The sequence below is a fragment of the Sphingomonas sp. genome (assembly GCF_965200105.1).
Taxonomy (GTDB): Bacteria; Pseudomonadota; Alphaproteobacteria; order Sphingomonadales; family Sphingomonadaceae; genus Solisphingomonas.
Genome location: NZ_CBDATN010000002.1, coordinates 1,018,321 through 1,032,235, shown reverse-complemented (window position 1 = coordinate 1,032,235; position 13,915 = coordinate 1,018,321). Strand labels below are relative to the sequence as shown.

General features: G+C 66.3%; 15 protein-coding genes and 1 pseudogene. 8 read left to right on the top strand and 8 right to left on the bottom strand.

From position 1 onward, the window contains the following. The first annotated feature begins 235 nt into the window (after positions 1–235). A complete protein-coding gene (locus ACOFKX_RS06345; RefSeq protein WP_419826204.1) occupies positions 236–1,183 on the top strand; it encodes a cation diffusion facilitator family transporter in 948 nt (315 codons plus the stop codon). Between the two features lie 167 nt (positions 1,184–1,350). Here ACOFKX_RS06345 and ACOFKX_RS06340 read toward each other — a convergent pair whose 3' ends face one another. After that, complete coding sequence (locus ACOFKX_RS06340) at positions 1,351–1,701, bottom strand: DUF3147 family protein (RefSeq protein ID WP_419827365.1); 351 nt, start codon at positions 1,699–1,701, stop codon at positions 1,351–1,353. Positions 1,702–1,973: 272 nt separating this feature from the next. On the opposite strand from ACOFKX_RS06340, the gene ACOFKX_RS06335 reads away from it, so the two are divergent. Further along, on the top strand, positions 1,974–3,041 hold the full coding sequence (locus ACOFKX_RS06335; RefSeq protein WP_419826203.1) for a DUF3500 domain-containing protein: 1,068 nt from the start codon (positions 1,974–1,976) through the stop codon (positions 3,039–3,041). Continuing rightward, entirely contained in the window at positions 3,038–3,586 is a 549-nt protein-coding gene (locus ACOFKX_RS06330; protein ID WP_419826202.1) for a hypothetical protein, read from the top strand. Before ACOFKX_RS06335 ends, ACOFKX_RS06330 begins: the two co-directional genes overlap by 4 nt. A gap of 292 nt (positions 3,587–3,878) precedes the next feature. On the opposite strand, the gene katG is transcribed toward ACOFKX_RS06330, so the two are convergent. Both katG and ACOFKX_RS06320 read right to left on the bottom strand, forming a co-directional pair. Beyond that, entirely contained in the window at positions 3,879–6,128 is a 2,250-nt protein-coding gene (gene katG / locus ACOFKX_RS06325; RefSeq protein WP_419826201.1) for a catalase/peroxidase HPI, read from the bottom strand. 186 nt (positions 6,129–6,314) lie between these two features. Continuing rightward, entirely contained in the window at positions 6,315–6,911 is a 597-nt protein-coding gene (locus ACOFKX_RS06320) for a cytochrome b (protein ID WP_419826200.1), read from the bottom strand. A gap of 14 nt (positions 6,912–6,925) precedes the next feature. Here ACOFKX_RS06320 and ACOFKX_RS06315 point away from each other — a divergent pair, with 14 nt between their 5' ends. Continuing rightward, positions 6,926–8,413: a glycosyltransferase family 2 protein gene (locus ACOFKX_RS06315; protein WP_419826199.1), complete on the top strand. Its 1,488-nt coding sequence runs from the start codon at positions 6,926–6,928 to the stop codon at positions 8,411–8,413. Between the two features lie 205 nt (positions 8,414–8,618). Here ACOFKX_RS06315 and ACOFKX_RS06310 read toward each other — a convergent pair whose 3' ends face one another. Then, positions 8,619–8,945 carry a hypothetical protein gene (locus tag ACOFKX_RS06310; RefSeq protein WP_419826198.1) on the bottom strand — a complete coding sequence of 109 codons (327 nt, stop codon included), beginning with the start codon at positions 8,943–8,945 and terminating at the stop codon, positions 8,619–8,621. A 5-nt stretch (positions 8,946–8,950) separates the two neighbouring features. Between ACOFKX_RS06310 and ACOFKX_RS06305 the strand changes: the two are divergent. The 3 genes and pseudogenes from ACOFKX_RS06305 to ACOFKX_RS06295 all read left to right on the top strand — a co-directional run. Further along, a pseudogene (locus ACOFKX_RS06305) lies at positions 8,951–9,355 on the top strand (DUF1501 domain-containing protein); the annotation flags it as partial. Between the two features lie 40 nt (positions 9,356–9,395). Then, entirely contained in the window at positions 9,396–10,004 is a 609-nt protein-coding gene (locus tag ACOFKX_RS06300; protein WP_419826197.1) for a sigma-70 family RNA polymerase sigma factor, read from the top strand. Next, the gene (locus ACOFKX_RS06295; RefSeq protein WP_419827431.1) at positions 10,001–10,798 is read left to right on the top strand and encodes a hypothetical protein; all 798 of its coding nucleotides are present in this window, start codon (positions 10,001–10,003) and stop codon (positions 10,796–10,798) included. The genes ACOFKX_RS06300 and ACOFKX_RS06295 overlap by 4 nt, the downstream gene beginning before the upstream one ends. Positions 10,799–10,865: 67 nt before the next feature. Here the strand turns inward: ACOFKX_RS06295 and ACOFKX_RS06290 are convergent, their stop codons facing one another. Next, positions 10,866–11,015 carry a DUF2958 domain-containing protein gene (locus ACOFKX_RS06290; protein WP_419827364.1) on the bottom strand — a complete coding sequence of 50 codons (150 nt, stop codon included), beginning with the start codon at positions 11,013–11,015 and terminating at the stop codon, positions 10,866–10,868. Between ACOFKX_RS06290 and ACOFKX_RS06285 the strand changes: the two genes are divergently transcribed. After that, positions 10,983–11,360 carry a restriction endonuclease gene (locus tag ACOFKX_RS06285; protein WP_419826196.1) on the top strand — a complete coding sequence of 126 codons (378 nt, stop codon included), beginning with the start codon at positions 10,983–10,985 and terminating at the stop codon, positions 11,358–11,360. The two genes, ACOFKX_RS06290 and ACOFKX_RS06285, sit on opposite strands and share 33 nt — an antisense overlap. A gap of 237 nt (positions 11,361–11,597) precedes the next feature. Here the strand turns inward: ACOFKX_RS06285 and ACOFKX_RS06280 are convergent, their stop codons facing one another. Genes ACOFKX_RS06280 through ACOFKX_RS06270 form a run of 3 tightly spaced genes read right to left on the bottom strand, consistent with a single transcriptional unit; the run spans position 11,598 to position 13,882 of the window. Next, a complete protein-coding gene (locus tag ACOFKX_RS06280; protein WP_419826195.1) occupies positions 11,598–11,918 on the bottom strand; it encodes a 2Fe-2S iron-sulfur cluster-binding protein in 321 nt (106 codons plus the stop codon). Positions 11,919–11,937: 19 nt separating this feature from the next. Then, positions 11,938–13,194 (bottom strand): cytochrome P450, encoded by a 1,257-nt coding sequence (locus tag ACOFKX_RS06275; RefSeq protein WP_419826194.1) that lies wholly within the window; start codon positions 13,192–13,194, stop codon positions 11,938–11,940. After that, positions 13,166–13,882: a TetR/AcrR family transcriptional regulator gene (locus ACOFKX_RS06270; protein ID WP_419826193.1), complete on the bottom strand. Its 717-nt coding sequence runs from the start codon at positions 13,880–13,882 to the stop codon at positions 13,166–13,168. The genes ACOFKX_RS06275 and ACOFKX_RS06270 overlap by 29 nt, the downstream gene beginning before the upstream one ends. Positions 13,883–13,915 lie beyond the last annotated feature (33 nt).

The following is a 13,915-nucleotide window of genomic DNA, read 5'->3' as shown; positions in this document are numbered from 1 at the left end:
ACGCACAACGTGAGCAAGCGGCCGGTCCTGGGAGCCACAAGGAGGGCCTGAGCGTCCCAACCTGGGTCGCGTCCGCCGCGAAACTGCCGAGCAGTAGGCGCCTCAATCGGGTACTCCACCGTGCCGCCGGATGTGCTGAAACCGGCCGTTTGGATGCGGCACAATCACGCCTGCTAGCCAGCTCAACGATCGATGCCTAGTAAGGCGTTACCGCGATCGCTCCAGAGTTTGAACCATGACACAGGAAGAACGTGGCAGGGTCATCCCGCTCGCCGCACGGGCGGCGCTTGCCAGCGTCGCGATGGCGAGCTTCCTGCTGCTGCTGAAGGCCTTTGCCGCGTGGCGAACGGGCTCCGTTTCGATGCTGGGCTCCTTGGCCGACACCGGGCTCGACCTGCTCGCCAGCCTCGTCACCCTTTACGGGGTCAAGATCGCTGCGGAGCCGGCTGACAAGGACCACCGGTACGGTCATGGCAAGGCGGAGGCGCTGGCGGCGCTGTTTCAGGTCGCGCTTATCACCGTGTCGGCCGTCGCCATTGGCTGGCGCGCGATCGGCACGCTCAAGAGCAACGAGGCCACGCAGGACGCAGGCACAGGCATCTGGGTGTCCGGATTGACGATCGCGGCCACCATGGTGCTGCTCGTCTATCAGCGGAGTATCATCCGCAAGACGGGCTCGGTCGCGATCCTCGCGGACAACGTCCACTATCAATCCGACGTGGCGCTAAGCGGAGCCGTGATCGTCGCGCTGGTACTTGAGCAGTTCGTCGGCTGGCGCGGTGCCGACCCCGTCTTCGGCGTCGGCATTGCGGTCTGGCTCGCCTTTGGGGCGATCCGCGCATCGAGCCAGGCCGTCAACATGCTGATGGATCGCGAATGGCCGGAGGAGCAGAAAACATCCTTCTTAGAAGTCGCCGCGCGGCAGCCGGGACTCCAAGGCATTCACGATTTCCGCACCCGCCATTCTGGCTCGCACGACTTTGCGCAGTTTCACATGGAGGTCGACCCCGATCTCCGCGTTTCGGAAGCACACGATAGCGTCGAGCGGGTCGAAGGCGCCCTACGTCGCGCTTTCCCGAAGGTGGAGGTGCTGATCCACCTTGATCCGTCTGGCCACGTCGATACCGCCGACGAGCTCCAGGAGGCCGACGTCACGCCGCATTGGTTCGGCAAGCGTGCTTGAAGGGCCATCTCGAGTGCAACAGTAGTTTCAAGAGGGCGCGACGTTGTTCCTTTTCAACTCGATCATAGCAGCCCTCTTGCTGATTGGCATCTCAATCGAGGTCGCAGGCATTGTTCTTCGTAAGCGCCTTTAAAGGCGATCTGCACATGGGAGCGACTTGGCCACAGCTAGAGCGTCAGGCCGATCCGCGGTGCAATTGCGGTCATCACGACGTACAGCAGGATGGTCAGCAGGCAGCCTGACGCCAGAGCGAGCCAGAACGGCACGCCCCGATCGAGCATCGCGGGGATTGCCAGGAACATCGGCAGCGAGGGCAACACGTACCAGAACGTCGCTTTCGCATGCGCAGCCATATTCGCTGCATCCGGCTCGTCGTGCCAAAGCCACATCATGCCCAATACCGATACCAGCGGCAGGGAGGCCACCAGCGCGCCGAAGCCCGGATAGCGCTTGGCTACTTCGGAAGCTGCGGCGATGAGGAGACCGGAAACGGCAGCTTTGATTGCAAGATAGAGCATTCCGCCAATGAGCCCCGGCGAGAGAAGCTGGCAATATCCAGTGCCGGCAATTCCCGCTTTCCTATCCTGTTGAGAAGGCCGGATCGGCGGACGGCCGTTCAATCGATCGGTGGCCATCCCGGAAGTGGCCGGCGGGCAACCCTCGACTTTCCCGGCGACCCTGCTCGCACGCCTCGCCGCTTTTCAACCCGCCCTTGCGGAGTCCGGCCACCGGACCATGGCACCGGCGAGAACGGCTTGCCATCGTCCCGGTCGTCAGGAAAAGCCGGATGATGAAGCGCAGTCTGTCTTTTCCCCTTCTGATCCCGCTCGGCTTGCTTGCCGCCTGCGGGCCTGGCGGTGCGCCCGTCTCGCCCCCGTTTGGCAACGGCGCACCGGGGTCGCTGATCCATGCGGAGGCTCCCGATGATCAGTCCCGCCGCATCGTCACTGCGGCGCAGAATTTCCTCGCAAGCCTTGACGCCGCACAGCGCAAGGCGGTGCTGTTCCCGTTCTCGGACGGGGCGCAGCGAGTCAAATGGTCCAACTTTCCGACTGGTTTCGTGCCGCGCTCGGGCGTGCCATGGGGCAAGCTGACGATGCCCCAGCGCACCAGGCTGATGGTGCTGTTGGGGGCGGTGCTGAGTCCGCAAGGCGTCGAGATGATCATTGAGCAGATGCAGGCGGATGACATCCTCGCCCGCAAGGAGCCCAACATGTTCGGGGCCGGCCGCTACTGCGTCAGCTTCGTTGGCACGCCAGCAACAGACGGGACGTGGACCCTCCAGTTCGGTGGTCATCACCTCGCGATCAACGCTACCGTGGCGGGACCGCACGTCACCCTGTCGCCCAGCCTCACTGGCGGCGAGCCGCTCAAGTTCATCCGCAACGGCAAGCGTATCTACATCGTTGAGAACGAGGTCAGGCAGGCGCAGGCGCTTATGCGGACGCTTAGCCCCGAGCAGACGAAGCAGGCGGTGCGCTCGACGGAGAAGATCGACCTCGTGCTCGGTCCCGGTCACGACGGCAAGATACTCCAGCCCGAGGGCCTGGCAGGCAGCGCAATGACCCCGGCGCAGAAGGAGCAGTTCCTGCGCTTGATCGAGGCGAGGCTCGACTTCCTCAACGCGGACGATCTCACTCCGCAGGTCGCCGCGATCCGCGCGACACTGGACCAGACGTATTTCGGCTGGTGGGGAGCTACGTCGCCGCTAGGCGCCGCCTACTACCGCATCACGGGGCCCCGGGTGCTGATCGAGTTTTCACCGCAGGACCTAGACGGCGACGCCACCAACCACGCGCATAACATGTTCCGCGATCCGACCAATGAGTATGGCTCGGCCTGGACGAAGCTACGATGAGGGTGCTGCGATCGGCCACGGCGCTGACACTAGCCATGGCGGCAGGTGCGGCGTTCGCCCACCCGGTGCACGAGGTCGTACAGAACGCCTACATCACCCTGTCGCCGGGCACCGTCGGACTCGAACTGGAACTGACTGCCGGGCCGCAGGTCGCCGGCAAGATCATTCGTGCGCTCGACAGCAACGGCGATCGGCGGATCGGCCCCGCCGAGGCGAACGCTTTTGCCGACCGCATGCTCGCGCAATCCCGGCTGACGATCGACGGACGCTCACTTGCAATCCGTACCCTCTCGGTTGAGATGCCGTCCTATGCCGCGCTGCTGGGTGCGCATGGAACGATCCGGATCGTCGCGGCGGCGGCGCGACCGGATCGGGCCGGACCCGCGACGCTGGCCTACCGCAACGGCTACAGTCCGGCGGAAAGCCGCTGTGATGCCAATATCTTTCTCAGGGCCGGTGGACAGATGGCCTATCGCATCCAAGGTCAAGACCGAAGTCCGGATGGGCGAGCTTTGGTCGTCCACTACTCGACTACGACAGGCTGACGACCTGCTGAGCTGTCAACCGGCTCTTCGGCAACAAGGTCGATTGTTCTCACTTCAGCATCCCTTTTGAGAGGCCGGCCGGCGGGATTGCGCTGCACTCGATACCGTTGTGACCGCGCTAAGGCGGGTGTTCGGACGACCTTTTTCGTACATGAACAAGCGTCCGATGTTGGGGAGCGGCGAAGCGGCCCTGAATGTTCGACTCTGGGTCGTTCTTCAAGCAGCACGCAAGTGGCGTTGTTCAATCAGGTGGTCGGACCCGGCGAGGTAGACCTCGCCGGGCTGCCATAGATCAGAACCGATCCTCGTTCATGACTTTCGTCCACGCGGCGACAAAGTCGGTCACAAACCTCTCCCTAGCGTCGTCGGAGGCGTATGCCTCCGCCACCGCTCGTAGCTCCGAGTTCGAGCCGAAGATCAGATCGACCGAGGTCGCCGTCCAGCGCGGGGCGCCGTTCGCCCGATCCTTGCCGTCGTACAGGCCTGGCGTCGCCGACTTCGACCATGCCGTGTCCATCGACAGCAGGTTGACGAAGAAGTCGTTGCTGAGCGTGCCGGGACGTGTCGTCAGCACGCCATTGCGGGAGCCGCCGCTGTTCGCGTCAAGGGCGCGCATCCCGCCGACCAGCACGGTCATTTCGGGAACGGTCAGATCCAGCGTGTCGGCTTTATCAACCAGCGCCTCGGGCGGGCTCACCGTCAGCGACGGATCGAAGTAGTTGCGGAAGCCGTCCGCCGTCACTTTCAGGTCGTTCATTGTTTGCATGCCGGTCTGCGCCTGTGTGGCATCGACGCGACCGGGCTCGAACGGCACTGACACTTTCACGCCGCCGCGCGCCGCCGCCTGCTCAATCGCGGCATTGCCGCCGAGCACGATGAGGTCGGCCATTGAGACCTGCCGGCCACCCTTGTCGAACCGCTGCTGGATGTCCGAGAGCTTGGCCAGCACCGTGGCGAGCTCGGCGGGATCGTTGACCGCCCACCCGCGCTGCGGATCGAGCCGCAGCCGCGCGCCGTTCGCGCCGCCGCGCATGTCGGTGCTGCGGAACGTCGCGGCCGATGCCCAGGCCGTGCGGACGAGCTGCGGGCCGGTCAGCCCGGAGGCCAGCACCATCTGCTTCAGCCTGGACTGATCCTTGGCGTTGATTGGCGCGAAGCTCGGCTGCGGCAGAGTATCCTGCCAGGCAAAGCTTTCCTTGGGCACGTCCTTGCCAAGGTAGCGCGCCTGCGGCCCGAGGTCGCGATGCGTCAGCTTGAACCACGCGCGCGCGAACGCCTGGGCGAACAGCTCGGGGTTCTGCTGCCACTTCACGAGGATGGCGTGGAAGCCGGGATCGTCCTTGAGTGCGATGTCCGTCGTGAACATGATCGGCGCGTGCGTGACGCCGGGGAGGTGCGCGTCGGGGACGAGGTGCTGGGCGGCGGGATCGGTCGGGATCCATTGGGTGGCGCCCGCCGGGCTCTTCGTCTTCACCCAATCGAAGTTGAGCAGGTTGTCGACATATTGCGTCGTGAACTGGGTTGGGCTGGCCGACCAGGCGCCTTCCAGACCGGAGGTCACCGTGTCCTCGGCATTGCCCTTGCCGCACTTGTTCTGCCAGCCGAAGCCCTGCTGCTCGATCGGTGCCGCTGTCGGCTCCATGCCCAGGCACGCTTTCTGCGGGTGCGCGCCGTGCGCCTTGCCAAAAGTATGGCCGCCCGCGATCAGCGCCAGCGTCTCCTCGTCGCTCATCGCCATGTTGCCGAAAGCGTGGCGGATGTCGGCGGCGGCGCCGATCGGATCGTGATCGCCGTTCGGTCCTTCCGGATTGACGTAGATGAGGCCCATGGTCGTCGCGCCGAGCGGCTTCCTGATCGTGCCGTCTGGGTTCGAGCGGTTGGCGCCCATGAACTTGGTCTCGGGGCCCCAGAACACCATGTCGGGCTCCCAAGCGTCGACGCGACCGCCCGCGAAGCCGACAGTCTTGAAGCCCATGTCCTCGAGCGCGACGTTGCCGGTCAGCACCATCAGGTCGCCCCAGCTCAGCTTCCGTCCGTACTTTTGCTTGATCGGCCAGACGAGGCGACGCGCCTTGTCGAGGCTGACATTGTCGGGCCAGCTATTGAGCGGATCGAAGCGCTGCTCGCCGCCGTCGGAGCCGCCGCGGCCGTCGGCGGCGCGGTAGGTGCCGGCGCTGTGCCACGCCATGCGGATGAAGAACGGCCCGTAGTTGCCGTAATCCGACGGCCACCACGGCTGCGACGTGTGCAGCACCTTGCGGATGTCCGCTTTGACCGCGTCGAGGTCGAGGCTGTTGAACTCTTTCGCATAGTTGAAGTCGGCGCCGTAGGGGTTGGCGCGCGTGTCCTCGTGCTGGCGCAGCGCGGTGAGATCCAGGCGGTTGGGCCACCATTCGCGGTTGGTCATGCCGCCAGGTACGTTGGTGGTCGGCGCGACAGGTAGCTGCGTGACGGTCTTGGCGGCGGTATCCAACGTGTTCGGGCGCGGCGAGGCCTTGCTCGGCTGCGGTGTGGTCGCGAACGCTGGCGCTGTCGCGAACATGGCGACGGTCGCGAACAAGAATGACGAAAACTTCATAAGGCTGCCCCCCAATCGATGCTGATCGAGCCCGAGCTAGCCCGACCAGCAACGATCCCCAAGCAGATCGCCTCGATCACAGTTATGGAGCTAACCGCTTAAGCAGACGCAGGTCGAGGAAACCACCAAGCGAGCGCATCCGGCTTGCCGCTAATGCCCGATGCCCATTCGCCTAAGCTCGGGCTCTCCGTCTAGGATCTGATGCTTCGCGGCACCCGCGACGTGAAGCGCGAACAGCCCATAGAGCAGGTAGGAGCACCATATGTGCGCCGCCCCGAAGCCGTCGTGCAGGCGATCGCACAACGCGGCGTCGAGATGCCGCACGAACCCGAGTCGAGGCCACTCGAAGAAGCCGAAGAGATACATCGGGTGGGTCGCGGCATCCTTCCATGCCGAGTCCATGATCCAGCCGGACAAGGGCATCGCGAACATGACTAGGTAGAGCGACCAGTGGGTGGCGTGCGACACCCCGGTCTCCCACCGCGCGTAACCGGTAGGCAGCGGCGGCGGGCGATGCGTCAACCGCCACAGCAACCGGAGGAGCGCGAGCCCGAGGATGGTGATCCCGATCGACTTGTGCGTATCGATCGCCGGCCGCACGCCATTGTCGGCGAGGTGCGGCCAGACCCAGGCGAGCGTCACGTTGACGATGATGCCGGCGGCGATCAGCCAGTGGAGCAGGATCGCGGTTCGGGTATAGCGCGTCACGTCCATCGCGAACTCCCGCGCCGTGCTCGGGAGCGACACGACGGTTCAACAGCATGGGCCGGCATGTCGGCGCCGGCGGGTGGAGCAGCCTCGTGAACGTGCAGGCGGACGGGTTCAAGCGATTGTCGCCGCGCCTGACGCCGCGACCCATAGCACCCGCCAGCCGGCTGATCGGCGCGGTGGGGCCGCTCCTGTTCCTCGCGCTGCTCGCGCAGGCCTTCGTTCAGCGCGGCATCGCCGGCTGGGCGGTGGGGATCGTCTACATCCTCTATGATACCGCGTTGCTGATTTTCACCGCGCTCCAGATCCGCAGGCTCGTGCGCGACGTGCCGATGCCGAACGCGGCAACATACCGGCCGAGCCTGGCGGTGATCGTAGCCGCGCGGAACGAAGCGGCGGTGCTCGCCATCACCATCGATACGCTCGCCGCGCAGACTGATCCACCCGATCTCATTCTGCTTGCCGACGATGGCTCGATCGATGGCAGCGCCGAGGTGCTGCGCAACTGCTACGGCCTGGAACCGCCCGCGTCCGGCACGACGAGTGGACCCTCCCCGGTGCTTCCCGCGCTGCGCTGGCTACGGCTGCCCCACGGCGGCAAGGCGACCGCGCTTAATCTCGCGATGCTGCACGTCGATACCGAGTTGATGCTTACTGTCGATGCCGACACGCTGCTTCGCCCTGGGGCGCTCGCCGCGATGCGCGACGCCTTCGCGGTCGAGCCCGAGCTCGTCGCGGCGACCGGCGTGCTGGCTCCGGTGTGCGGGCGGCACTTTTCCGGGCGTCTGTTCCAGTGGTTCCAGGGCTACGAATATGTCCGCAACTTCCTGTCGCGCTACGCTTGGATGCGGGCGGACAGCCTGCTGCTGATCTCGGGCGCGTTCGCGGGCTTCCGGCGTGACGCGGTGATCGAGGTTGGCGGCTTCGATCCGGTGAGTATGGTCGAGGACTACGAACTCATCCACCGCCTTCACCGCCACGCCCGCGAGACCGGGTGCGATTGGCGCGTGCGCGTGATCGGCCGCGCGCTCGCAACCACCGATGCGCCGGCGAGCGCGCTCGGCTTCCTGCGCCAGCGTCGGCGCTGGTTCGGCGGCTTCCTCCAGACGCAGCACTGGAACCGCGATATGGTGGGCAATCGTGTCTACGGGCGCCTGGGCACGGCCATGCTCCCGGTGAAGTCGCTCGATCGCGTGCAGCCGTTGTTCGGCTTGGCTGCGCTCGCCGTGCTGATTGCGTTCCTCGCCACCGGCCGGTTCCGCATCGTGCGGCCAATCTTGGCGATCATGCTCGCCAAGATCGCGATCGACCTGGGTTTCCATCTCTGGTCGCTCGGCATCTACCGGCGGTGGACCGGACAACGAGAAGGGCTGAGCACCGGTCATGCTGTCCTCGCGTCCTTCGTCGAACCGATTACGTTCCAGCTTCTCCGCCACCTAGGCGCGGCGTGGGGCTGGATCGCCTTCCTGCGCGGACGTGACAGTTGGGCTCAGCAGAAACGGACCGCAGTCAAGCAGCCGCCGGAGCGAGACAACGTCTGAAGTCTCGATCAACGTGTAAGCTGCCCTACGGACAGCCACCCCGGTTTGCCTTGCATTCCTTGGGGCGTTGCGTCCCTAACCGAGCGTGGGAACGACATGAACAGGCGTCCGCTCCTGCTGATCGGCTTAATGCTGCCAAATGTCGTGTTTTGCGTCGGAACAGTCCGGTAGATCGTTCAGAAACTCGGAGATAATCCGGACCAGTTCATTTGACGACCGTACAGAGTTCGGCGGGCGACGACCGCTCGATCATGCTAAAAGCCTCTTGCTCATGGAGCGTGTAGCGCACGCCGCTCTGCTGGTTGTTGAAGCCGTTCACGCCGGCGTTGCCGAGGTGGAAGGTGCACAGTTCGGTCGTGCCGCCGATCCGCCAGGTGCCGAGTTCGGATACCATCTCGACCGACACGTCGTCGCCGCGCGGCATGATCCGGCGCAGGAACGGGACTTGGGCGGCCTTCGCGGGGAAGATGCGGCCGTCCTCGACGACGTAGCCGATATCGTAGCGCTGCTCCTCGCTCTCGCCGTCGCGCAACGGGTACGCACGCGGGCCAGGCCGGGCGGCTCGCGACCCAGCTCAAGGGGCTCGACGCGCTGCTCGCCGCGCTGCGCGACGGGCTCGGACCGGCGTGGGCGGCGACGACGGTGCTGGTCGCGACCGAGTTCGGGCGCACCGCCGCCGCCAACGGCACCGGCGGCACCGATCACGGCACCGGTGCTGCCGCGATGCTGGTGGGCGGCGCGGTGAGGGGCGGCCGGGTGATCGCCGACTGGCCGGGGCTCGCGCCGGGGCAGCTCTACCAGCAGCGCGATCTCAGACCGACGACGTCGCTCGATGCGCTGATCGCAGGCGCGGCGAGCGAGGCGCTGGCGCTCGACCCCGCCCGCGTCGCACGGCTGTTCCCGGCCGGCGGCAAGCCGCTGTCGGGCCTCGTCGCCGCCTGAACGAAGGAACGTCGTGGTTCGTCCGTTGGATCAGGCAGGCATGGGACGGACGGGGGCGACAGACGCGATGCCGGGTCCGGACGACGCGCGGCTGATCGCTGCCGTCGCGAAGGGTGACGCCTGCGCGTTCCGCACGCTCGCCGAGCGGCACGGGCGGGCGCTGCACCGCATCGCCTATCGGATGCTGGGTGACGCGAGCGAGGCGGAGGACGTGGCGCAGGAGAGCTTGCTACGGCTGTGGGACAATGCGGCGGCGTGGCGGCCGGTCGGCGGTGGCGTGGCGGGCTGGCTGCGTCGCATCGTCACCAACCTGTGCATCGACCGCATCCGCAAGACCGCGCGGCTGACGGACGTGCCGGTGCCCGATCGCGCCGACGAGACACCGCTCGCCGATACCGCGCTCGATGCGCGTCGGCTGGCGGAGGTAGCAAGCGCGGCGGTGCTGGCGCTGCCGGATCGTCAGCGCGCCGCGATCGTGCTGACCTACTACGAGCAGGCGAGCAACGCCGAGGCGGCCGACGCGCTCGGGCTCAAGGTGAAGGCGTTCGAGTCGCTTCTCGTGCGTGCGCGAACCGCCTTGCGGGAGCATGTCGGCGCGGCCGGGATCTCGGGCGCCGACCTCTCGACGAGCGAAGGAGGTGCGGTATGACCGAGCTTCCCGACGACGCCGCGCTCACCCGGCTGCTCGACGCGTGGGACGTGCCCGCGCTCGCGCCCGACTTCGCGGCGCGTGTGACGGCGGAAGCGGCTCGCTCCGATCGCCCGCGCCTGCCGCCCCGCGTGTCTCCGCGCGGCCGAGCCCGGCCGTGGACGCGGCGTGGGGTGTGGACCGGGATCGTCGCGATCAACATCGTGCTCGCGAGCGCGGTGGCGGCGTTCGGCGGCGGCGGGATGGATTTGCACCGGCTGCACGCCGCCGCTGCCCAGCTCATCGCGCAGGTGCTGCCGCGGCACCGTCTGGACCACACGTCGCCTCTAAACCATCCTCGCGGCGTCTTGCGGGCCCTGCCGGTCACGCGTGCCGTGCCGGCGATGCTGCCACTTGCATTCCGGCCGCCGCCGGTACGCCGCCCGGCGATCGGTCGTCCGGCAGCGCTCCATCCGCCGCCGTCGCGGATGCATCGGCTCGAGCGTCCGTTCGCCGCGCACCGCCGCGAACTTCGGCGTCCCGGCTTCGTGCGGTACCCCGGATCGCGGTTCGGCCGTCGCGGCGACGGCATCAATCATCCCCATCATCTGCGACGACAGCTCGGCAGCTTCGATGCGGGACGGCACGACATGCGCCCCGCAGGTGACGCACTGCCGTGGCGGGGCGGGGATGCGCACGGTCGGCAGGATGTCGGACACGTCGGGGGCCTTTTTGCCGTAGCGCATATTGGCCTTGCTGACGGACAGCTTGCCAAGCTCGATGAACTGCAGTTCCAACACGCGCGCTCCTTGTGAGCGCCGGTCCGTCTGCTTTTCCGGGTGGGCAGACCGGCTTACGATCGGCGGCGAACGGCCGCCCGCGTCATCCGCCTCGTGGCGGAAGCTTCTCGCCGGACGGGCGCGCCGCCCGGCTCAATTGCTGCTCGGCGGCCGGGATGGCCCCGGCGGCGCGCGCCGCGTCGGCCCAGGCCGACAGCGGATGCAGCGTCTCGAAGTGAAGGTCGCGCTCGATCGCCAGCCCGAACGGCAGGCAGACGCTGGCGATCTCCGCATGAACCTGATCTCGTTCCAGGTCTTGTTTCAGTGCAAACGTTATGCGGGCGCGGTCTCGTCTCCCGTGATACGGGAATTCCGGGGTGCCATGCAGGGGCGAGCCGACAAAGGCCTGATCATCACGACGGGCAGCTTCACGGCAGACGCGCGGCGTGAGGCGACGCGCGATGGCGCGCCTGCCATCGATCTCGTGGACGGCGAACTCCTATGCCAGTTGCTGAAGGAACGTGGCCTCGGTGTCGTCGTCCGCGAAGTTCGCACCGATGAGGTGACCGTGGACAGTCATTTCCTCTCGTCCGTTTGATTGGACCGTTTGAAATGTCTGCGTACCCGTTAGGGCGTGGAATGCTGGTCGGCAGCAACAGGCGGTGGTCGCAAATGGGTCTGGTAAGTCTATGGCTTGTCGTCTTCTAAAGCTTGATCGAACGCCATGCTGATGGCGCGCCTGAGATTGCAGGCGAGCGCGGTCAGGCCGCGATGGAGCTCGGTGCGATCGCAAGGGTCAACCGACGAACGGCGTCCGCCCGGCACCGCCGCACGATCAGGAAGCGATGGCGGGGATGCCGATCGCGACGCCGTCGGTCGTCTCGTCCACCACGAGCTGACAGCTCAGCCGGCTGTTGGGACGGGGGTCGTCCACGATTTCGAGCAGGTCCGATTCGTCGAGTTCGGGGGGCGGAAATTTGTCTGCCCAGTCGCCCAATACGTAAACGTGGCAGGTCGCGCAGGTGAGTACGCCTCTGCATTCGGCGACGACGCCCGGCACGTCGGCCTGGACGGCAGCGCGCATGACGCTCTCGCCGATGGGGGCGACGACGTCCCGGGTAGCGCCGTCCGGCATTTCGAAACGGATCGAGGGCATGGCTGATTTTCCGTGAGGGTTAGACTGTGAGGGCCGCCGGCGAGTAGCCGACGCGCAGGCGCTTGAACGCGGTGTGATTTGTCGAGACGAGCCACTCCGGCTCCTCCAGCACGTGCATGTCCGGCATCAGCCGTATCACGGCGTTGAGCAGCGTCTGCATCTCCAGCCGCGCAAGGTGCCGGCCGATGCAGCTATGCTCGCCCGCGCCGAAGGCGAGATGCGGGTTGGGGTCGCGCGCGACATCGAGCATCTGGGGATCGGCGAAGACCTCCTCGTCGCGATTGGCCGATGCGAGCCAGCACACCACCCAATCGCCCTTGCGGACGAGCTTGTCGGCGAGTGCGCAATCGGCGGTCGCTACCCGCCACTTGTACTTGGACGGGTTGACCCACCGCACGATCTCCTCGGCGGCGAGGGGGGCGAGCGATGGGTTCGCGCGCAGCCGATCCCACTGGTCGCGGTGACGCATCAGCTCGTACAGACCCACGGATAGCGCGTTGCGGGTCGTTTCCAACCCGGCCGCGACGAACGAGAAGGTCCACCAGCCGAGGTCGCGGTCGTCGAGTTTCTCTTCCTCCACTTCAAGTCGTGCGGCGATCGAGGTGAAATCGTCACGCGGCGCGTCGCGCCGTTCGAGCGCCAGCGCGAGCATATAGTCGAACAGCTTGCCGAGCATGATCCGCTGCGTCTTCGCCTCGTCGCCGTCGATCTGGTAAGCGGGGTCCTGAGCGCCCATGAAGGCGGCGCAGTAGTATCGGATGTCGTCGCGGTCGGGCTCCGGCACGCCCATCAACTCGCAGACGAAGCGGGCCGGAAGCTGAGCCGCGACGTCCTCGACCAGGTCGCACTCGCCGCGCCCGGCCACCTCTGTCATGATTGCATCCACGCAGATGGCGACCTTGTCGCGCATCCGGCCGATCATGGGCGCCGCCCAGTGTTTGTTGAACGGGCGCCGCATCATCAGGTGCCGAGGCGGATCCGTCATCGTCGGATTGGAACCGTAGCCCATGACGTAGCGCTGCTCGGGCGACGGGTAGTGCGCGGTCGGCGGCATGATCCCGCCATGCTCGGAGCTGAAGGTGGCCGCGTCTTCGAGAACACGCCGGCAATCGGCGTGCCGCGTCACGGACCAATACGGGCGGGGCGACTTGCCGACCGTCCAATGGACCGGCTCGGCCGCGCGCATCTGGCGGAACAGTTCATGATGCTGGCCGGCGGTAAAGAAGGACGGCGTCGTCAGCTTGTCGTCAACGTCTACCCAATCCAGCCCTGCCATCGTTCCTCGCCTCGCCGTGTCTCGCATCGGACGTTAAGATGGGTGCTAGTGTCGTGTCAAACTGACATAACGTGCCACTATTCTTTATCAGCGCGACCATTGGAGCAAACAGGCAGACGAGGTTGCGCACGTCGCCCCGCAGGTCGCTGCCGCCGTCAGCGCGCTGCCAGGTGGAGATTGCCTGGAGCACGGCGTTGACGAGACAGCGCCGCAGCAGCGAGAGGCGAGCGTCCGTCGTTGCACAGCCCAGCTTGGCCGCAAGCGCCTCGTCCATGGCGTCTGTCTCGTGCTCGGGCGAGGGGACGAGATATTGCGCGCGCAGGCTCGGCACCTCGCGCAAGACGCGCAGTTCACGTTCGGCCTCACCCGGATCGGCCATGTAATCGTCGACCATGGCGTCGATCGCATACAGATAGCTCTCGATCAGCGGCTCGGCGGGCGTGCGCTCGCGCAGACGGGCGAGGATCTGCTCCTCGCGCTGTTCGATCCGGCCGCCGAAGATGGCGTCCTTGTTGGGATAATGCCTGAACAGCGTGCGCAGGGAGATGCCGGCGGCATCTGCGATCTCCTGCACCGAAATTCCTGAAAAGCCCCGCTCGGCCACGAGCGTCAGCGCGACCTCGCTAATTGTACCCATCAACTCGCGCCGGCGGCGCGCCCTCAGGCCCTCGGCCGGCTGGTGGGTCATCGTGTCGGTCTGCCCATTCGTCGTTGGCGACCG

Coding starts and splice junctions, on each gene's coding strand:
- ACOFKX_RS06345 (WP_419826204.1), top strand. CDS start 236: ATGACACAGGAAGAACGTGGCAGGGTCATCCCGCTCGCCGCACGGGCG.
- ACOFKX_RS06340 (WP_419827365.1), bottom strand. CDS start 1,701: ATGCTCTATCTTGCAATCAAAGCTGCCGTTTCCGGTCTCCTCATCGCC.
- ACOFKX_RS06335 (WP_419826203.1), top strand. CDS start 1,974: ATGAAGCGCAGTCTGTCTTTTCCCCTTCTGATCCCGCTCGGCTTGCTT.
- ACOFKX_RS06330 (WP_419826202.1), top strand. CDS start 3,038: ATGAGGGTGCTGCGATCGGCCACGGCGCTGACACTAGCCATGGCGGCA.
- katG (WP_419826201.1), bottom strand. CDS start 6,128: ATGTTCGCGACAGCGCCAGCGTTCGCGACCACACCGCAGCCGAGCAAG.
- ACOFKX_RS06315 (WP_419826199.1), top strand. CDS start 6,926: ATGGGCCGGCATGTCGGCGCCGGCGGGTGGAGCAGCCTCGTGAACGTG.
- ACOFKX_RS06300 (WP_419826197.1), top strand. CDS start 9,396: ATGGGACGGACGGGGGCGACAGACGCGATGCCGGGTCCGGACGACGCG.
- ACOFKX_RS06295 (WP_419827431.1), top strand. CDS start 10,001: ATGACCGAGCTTCCCGACGACGCCGCGCTCACCCGGCTGCTCGACGCG.
- ACOFKX_RS06285 (WP_419826196.1), top strand. CDS start 10,983: ATGCAGCGTCTCGAAGTGAAGGTCGCGCTCGATCGCCAGCCCGAACGG.
- ACOFKX_RS06280 (WP_419826195.1), bottom strand. CDS start 11,918: ATGCCCTCGATCCGTTTCGAAATGCCGGACGGCGCTACCCGGGACGTC.
- ACOFKX_RS06275 (WP_419826194.1), bottom strand. CDS start 13,194: ATGGCAGGGCTGGATTGGGTAGACGTTGACGACAAGCTGACGACGCCG.
- ACOFKX_RS06270 (WP_419826193.1), bottom strand. CDS start 13,882: ATGACCCACCAGCCGGCCGAGGGCCTGAGGGCGCGCCGCCGGCGCGAG.